Origin of the sequence: Butyrivibrio proteoclasticus (genome assembly GCF_900115735.1) — a bacterium.
GTDB classification, from domain to species: Bacteria; Bacillota; Clostridia; order Lachnospirales; family Lachnospiraceae; genus Butyrivibrio; species Butyrivibrio proteoclasticus_B.
In genome coordinates this window covers 162106-168303 of record NZ_FOXO01000006.1, presented here as the reverse complement: position 1 = coordinate 168303, position 6198 = coordinate 162106, and the positions used below count along the sequence as shown (strand labels likewise).

The following is a 6198-nucleotide window of genomic DNA, read 5'->3' as shown; positions in this document are numbered from 1 at the left end:
TTTTATCCGTACTTCATCTGCCAAAAGAGCTTTTCCTGCGCCATTTGTACGGATAAGATGGCTCTTTACCGTAGAATAAATCCCTCTAAAAAGCAAAAATGGAATAGTAGTCCGTGAATAGGACTCACTGATAGCGCATCCGCGCCGAAATTTAAAAGATTGCCACACCAAATGCCGCGCCGATACTGGGCTGCATTGATCAGGTGTGGTCAAAATGTTGTCAAACAAATAAATTGTTGTCAGAATAATTGCTCTGAAATCCGCATAAACACTGGATTTCAGAGCAATTATGATTTTAGATGTATTTAAGTGTTCTAAAAAAATTCTAAATCAAAAATCTCCGCAAACCCGCATGAATACTGAGGTTTACTTATCAAGAGATTTTAGGGTCGGGAAAAGCAGCACATCACGTATACCTGCACTGTTAGTCAACAACATGCAAAGTCTGTCGATACCGTAGCCGATACCGCCTGTTGGTGGCATACCAATCTCAAGGGCGTTGAGGAAGTCTTCATCTGTGTGCTCTGCTTCTTCGTCGCCGGCAGCTGCGTTAGCATCCTGAGCTGCGAAACGCTCACGCTGATCGATAGGATCGTTAAGCTCTGAATAAGCGTTACACATCTCCCAAGTATTGATGAAGAGCTCGAAACGCTCAACCTTCTCAGGATCTGAAGGTTTCTTCTTGGTAAGAGGTGAAATTGCAAGAGGATGATCCATGATAAATGTAGGCTGGATCAGTTTCTCTTCGCAGAACTCTTCGAAGAAGAGGTTGATGATGTCACCCTTAGTGTGACGATCTTCAAATTCTACACCACGCTCTTTGGCAATTGCCTTAGCTTCTTCGTCAGTCTTAACTGTATCGAAGTCAACGCCTGCGTATTTCTTGATTGCGTCGTTCATTGTAAGACGCTCAAATGGCTTTCCAAGGTCAATGATATTGTCGCCGTAAGGAATCTGTGTTGTGCCACAAACCTTCTCTGCAAGGTAACGGAACATGCTCTCTGTAAGTTCCATCATACCTTCATAATCTGTATATGCCTGATAGAGCTCCATAAGTGTGAACTCTGGGTTATGTCTTGTGTCTGTACCTTCGTTTCTGAATACACGGCCAATCTCGAATACTCTCTCCATGCCGCCAACGATAAGTCTCTTGAGGTAAAGCTCAAGTGAGATACGAAGCTTTCTCTCTTCATCAAGAGCATTGTAATGTGTGAAGAATGGTCTTGCAGCTGCGCCACCTGCATTCTCAACAAGCATAGGAGTCTCTACTTCCATGAAATCTCTGTCTGCAAGGAAGTTACGGATCTCTCTGATGATAGCTGATCTCTTCTTGAATGTTTCCTTAACATCTTCATTCATGATGAGGTCAACGTATCTCTGTCTGTAACGAATTTCTGTATCAGTAAGTCCATGGAACTTCTCAGGAAGTGGCATAAGAGACTTGGATAAAAGAACCAGCTCCTTAACATGAACTGAGATCTCACCTGTCTTTGTTCTGAAAGCAAAGCCCTTAACACCGATGATGTCACCGATATCCATTTTCTTGAAATCAGCATAAGCCTCGTCTCCAAGATCATTTCTTGAAACGTAGAGCTGCATGCGGCCATCTCTGTCCTGAAGGTTAGCAAAAGAAGCCTTACCCATTACACGCTTGCTCATCATACGGCCTGCAAGTGAAACAAGTTTCTCTGAAGGTATATCAGAAAGAGGAACTACTACTGCCTTACCCTCTTCGTCTACAGGAGGAACAAACTCTAATGAATCAAAGTTGTCTCTGATCTCCTTTGTATGATGTGTCTGATCGTATTTTACGATCTTGAAAGGATCTCTTCCTGCTGCCTGAAGCTCAGAAAGCTTATCTCTTCTAACCTGACGAAGACGACCAACGTCTTCCTGTGGTGCATTGTTGTTCTGCTGATTATTATCTGCCACTTTACTTCCTCCTTATGAACATGTACATGCTATATTCTTGATTACTGATCGGGTAAAAGAAATATCAATACAACTTACCCACTTGCAATCCAAAAATCTGATTAAGTTTATAATCGAGTAGTGAAGATGGAATCACACTCTACTCTCCCGCAAGTCGCCGGTCAGTTTTAGCTTAAACATTCCTTCCAGCGGCCCTGCGATATAAAGAGCCAGCAAGTCTTCTGACCGCTGGCTCATAAATTACATCTCTGCAATACTCAGAGTCTGATAGTTTTATCAGTTCTCTGATCTCTCAATTCCAAGTACTTTGTACTTAAGAACACCAGCCTGTGTCTCTACAGAAACTGTCTGTCCTTTTTTAGCACCGATAAGAGCTCTTCCAACCGGTGACTCGTTTGAAATCTTACCCTTAAGGCTGTTTGCCTCTGATGAACCTACAATCTTATATTCAAGATCCTCATTGAACTCAAGGTCACGGATCTTAACTTTACAACCGATGCTGATCTTATTGAGGTCTACATCCTCTTCTACAACGACTTCTGCGTTCTTAAGGATTTTCTCGAGAGCTTCGATTCTAGCCTCGATGTCGCGCTGTTCGTCTTTTGCTGCATCATACTCAGCATTCTCAGAAAGGTCGCCCTGTTCTCTGGCTTCCTTGATCTTTTCAGCTACTTCTTTACGCTTAACTACCTTTAACTCATGAAGCTCATCTTCATACTTTTTAAGTCCTTCATAAGTTAATATGTTTTTCTTTTCTTCCATTATGATATTCCCTACCCTTCATAAAGATTGAATAATAAATCTATATAAAAGCATTTGCTAAACAAGCTACTTTTAACTTTGCCATTATACAGTCTATAAGTTTTCATGTCAATGAAACATAAACACTATTTTAGACAATTTTCTAAACATTTAATAATTGCCTTAAAGCATTATTTCTGCACAGGCTTTTTTTAGGGAATCCATGTCTTCCATCTGGTTTATCTGATTCCTGAATTTGGCACTTCCCGTCATTCCTGTTGTGTACCAGGAAACGTGCTTTCTCATCTCTCTAATTCCGATGTAATCGCCCTTGTACTTAAGCTGCAGATCCGCATGTCTTATGACGGTATCGTAGATTTCCTTATTGGTCGGGCGTGGACAAGTCGTTCCTGTTTCAAAAAAGCTCTTTATCTCTCTGAATATAAATGGATTGCCCTGAGCTGCTCTTGCGACCATTACGCCGTCGCACCCTGTCTCATCAAACATTCTCTTTGCGCTCTCTCCGTCTACCACATCGCCATTTCCGATAACGGGGATCTTAACCGCCTCTTTTACTTGTCTGATGATGGACCAGTCGGCCTGCCCTGAGTAGTACTGTTCTCTGGTTCTTCCGTGAACTGCAACTGCTGCCGCTCCGCCTTCCTGAGCAGCCAGCGCGCATTCAACCGCGTTTATGCTCTTATCATTAAAGCCTTTTCTTATCTTCACAGTGACAGGCCTGTCAGAAACTTGCACAAGTGCAGCTACTATCCTTTGTATCAGCTCCGGATTTTTCATAAGAGCTGAGCCCTCGCCGTTTCCAACAACCTTCGGAACAGGACATCCCATGTTTACATCCAGGATATCGTAAGGTCTGTCTTTTATCATCTCTACTGCCTGCTGCATGACCTCTGGTTCTGAGCCAAAGAGCTGAAGAGATACCGGATGTTCGTCCTCATGAATATCCATCAGCATTCCGGTGTTCTTATTTTTATAGGTAATGGCCTTGGCACTTACCATTTCCATACATACAAGACCAGCGCCCATTTCTCTGCATAACAGACGAAAAGGCAGGTCTGATACACCTGCCATTGGTCCGAGTATTATATTATTATCAAGGGTTACGCTTCCAATCTGTAACTTGCCGTATCCGCTCATCTTTCTCCTATCTAATGTAGTTCTGCTCACGCTTTACTCGCCAGAATAAGCTTCGTTCAATCTAATGTAGTTCTGCTCTCGCTTTGCTCGCCAGAACAAGCTTCGTTCACGCAAATCATAGATTTGCTATCTCAGCTTTCATCCAGGATATCAGCCGGATTCTCATGAAGAACATAGATCCTGTAGTAGAGTCCAAGTGCCTCGAAGAGGTCCTGTCTCTTTCTTCTTACTTCTCCTACCAAAAGACCTGCTGTGATCTCGTCGTATGTGATGTCCTCTTCATCAGCGTTTGTCTCGATACTGATATTTCCATCCTCTTCAAATACGATCGTGAAGATTCCTCCTGCTTCCTGTGTAAAAAGAACACTGATAATATTCAGCTCTTTTTTAATGCTTTCAGGAATCTCCTTAAATAAGGGATTAAAATAGTATTTCTGCTCATAGGCATTGGCTCCGCAGAGAACTATCCTTCCGCCTGCTGCCTCTTCGAATATTCTGCCCTTATTGGTCTTTTGCATTTCATCTATTTTAAGGTCTTCTTTTTCCTCAAATTCTTTTTTGTATTCTTTTTCAAAATCCTGTGCGCTCATTCTTTAACTCCAATTATTCCGGTCTGTCACCGTCTTCAAATTCACGAAGCTGAGGTTTGCTCTTTCTGTTTTTCTCGTAAAGAATCTGAAGTCCCCTGAGTGTAAGGGTTGGATCATAGACATCTATCTCTTCTGTTTCATCAGCAATAATCCTGCCAAGGCCTCCCGTTGCAACTACCTTCATGTCGGTATAGCCGGAAGCTTTTTTCATCTCATTGACAATGTATTTAGTCTGGCCAATCTGTCCGTAGATGAGTCCAGCCTGCATGCTGGAGATTGTCTCTTTAGCCAGGATGCTCTCAGGCTTCTTGATCTCTACTTCAGGAAGCTTAGCTGTGTCTTCCCAGAGGGCTTTTGCTGATATTCTGATTCCAGGCGATACCACTCCGGTAAAAAACTCGCCTTTTTCATTTACAATAATATAAGTAGTTGCTGTTCCAAAGTCAATGACAAGTACAGGGCCGCCATATAGTTCAAAACCGGCAACCGCATCTACGATCAGGTCTGGACCGGCTTCTCTTGGATTGTCGATCTTAACTTTGATTCCTGTCTTGATTCCCGGGCCAACGATATATGGCTTTTTGCCAAGGTATTTCAGAATAGAATTCACCAGAGCATGCATGACCTGCGGTACAACACTTGCGATCATTACGCCCTCAATATCTTCTTTTTTAATATTGTTCAGGTTCAAAAGAGATATGAGGTTAAGCCCATATTCATCAGATGTATGAGAAATCTGTGAGATCATTCTAAATGAAGTAACAAGCTTTTCCCCTGAATATACGCCAAACGTAATATTTGTATTTCCAACATCAATTACAAGAATCATTTCTTTCTCCTATAGAAGAATATCATTATCAATCAATTGTTTATTTGACCAACCTATAATCATCTTAGCTGCATTTTACACGTAGCTGTATAGTCCTCTGACTGTGACTTCGCCGCCGTTTATTATGTGCTCTTTTCCATCCCCGGTAACAACTATAAGGGCTCCCTCATTGGTAATACCTCGTGCGACAGCTTCATATTCGCCTTTTGGGTCAAGCACTTTAACGTGTTTATCTATATTAATAAGTCTCTTTTCATACTGCTCTTTTAAAAGAGACATATCAAAAGTCTTATTATATTTTTCGTAGTTATCTTCAAAACATTTCATGCAATGAGCAATAACCGCATTTCTGTCTGTCATGATTCCTGTCTCAGAAAGGATGGACCCGGCTATGTCTTTTATGGAATCAGGGAAATCTCTCATATTGACATTTATTCCGACGCCTATGACCACATCATTTATGGTGTTGTCGCTCTTCATGTGAAGCTCGGTGAGGATCCCGCAGATCTTTTTACCTGCGATGACTACGTCATTGGGCCATTTGATCAGAGGAAAAACTTTCACCTCAGAAAGAAGCTGTCTTGATATATCAACGTCAGTTCTTTTGCCAATCTGCTGATCTTTGGCCTGAATGATTGCGTTCTCTATGCCCTCAGCAACTGAAAGCCCCATTATAAGGGTCAACATGGAAATCTTTTCAGGTGGAGCATCCGGTCTTATCATAAGACTCATAGCGATATTTGTTCCGCTTGGTGTCTCCCAGCTTCTGCCACGTGATCCTCTACCGACTGTCTGTTTGTCAGCTACCACAAGACTTCCATGTGGTGCGCCTTCTTCGCCCAGTTTTTTGGCATCATTATTTGTTGAATCTGTTACTTCCTTGTAGACAAGATTACGGGCAGCCCATTTTGTATGGAGCTGCCCTTCAATATTTTCTTTAGTTAACAT

At 42.1% G+C, this 6198-nt stretch carries 6 protein-coding genes; all 6 read right to left on the bottom strand.

The window, feature by feature from the left end; translation table 11 throughout:
* Positions 1–366: 366 nt before the first annotated feature.
* Entirely contained in the window at positions 367–1932 is a 1566-nt protein-coding gene (gene lysS / locus BM146_RS05625) for a lysine--tRNA ligase (RefSeq protein WP_074885599.1), read from the bottom strand.
* A 276-nt stretch (positions 1933–2208) separates the two neighbouring features.
* Positions 2209–2694, bottom strand: a complete 486-nt coding sequence (gene greA / locus BM146_RS05620; RefSeq protein WP_022775872.1) for a transcription elongation factor GreA — start codon at positions 2692–2694, stop codon at positions 2209–2211.
* A gap of 162 nt (positions 2695–2856) precedes the next feature.
* Positions 2857–3831: a tRNA dihydrouridine synthase DusB gene (gene dusB, locus BM146_RS05615; protein ID WP_074885595.1), complete on the bottom strand. Its 975-nt coding sequence runs from the start codon at positions 3829–3831 to the stop codon at positions 2857–2859.
* A gap of 131 nt (positions 3832–3962) precedes the next feature.
* Positions 3963–4421, bottom strand: coding sequence for a DUF6145 family protein (locus tag BM146_RS05610; RefSeq protein ID WP_242949347.1), 459 nt, complete (start codon positions 4419–4421; stop codon positions 3963–3965).
* A gap of 13 nt (positions 4422–4434) precedes the next feature.
* The gene (locus tag BM146_RS05605) at positions 4435–5250 is read right to left on the bottom strand and encodes a type III pantothenate kinase (protein ID WP_074885592.1); all 816 of its coding nucleotides are present in this window, start codon (positions 5248–5250) and stop codon (positions 4435–4437) included.
* A 75-nt stretch (positions 5251–5325) separates the two neighbouring features.
* Positions 5326–6198, bottom strand: coding sequence for a biotin--[acetyl-CoA-carboxylase] ligase (locus BM146_RS05600; protein ID WP_074885588.1), 873 nt, complete (start codon positions 6196–6198; stop codon positions 5326–5328).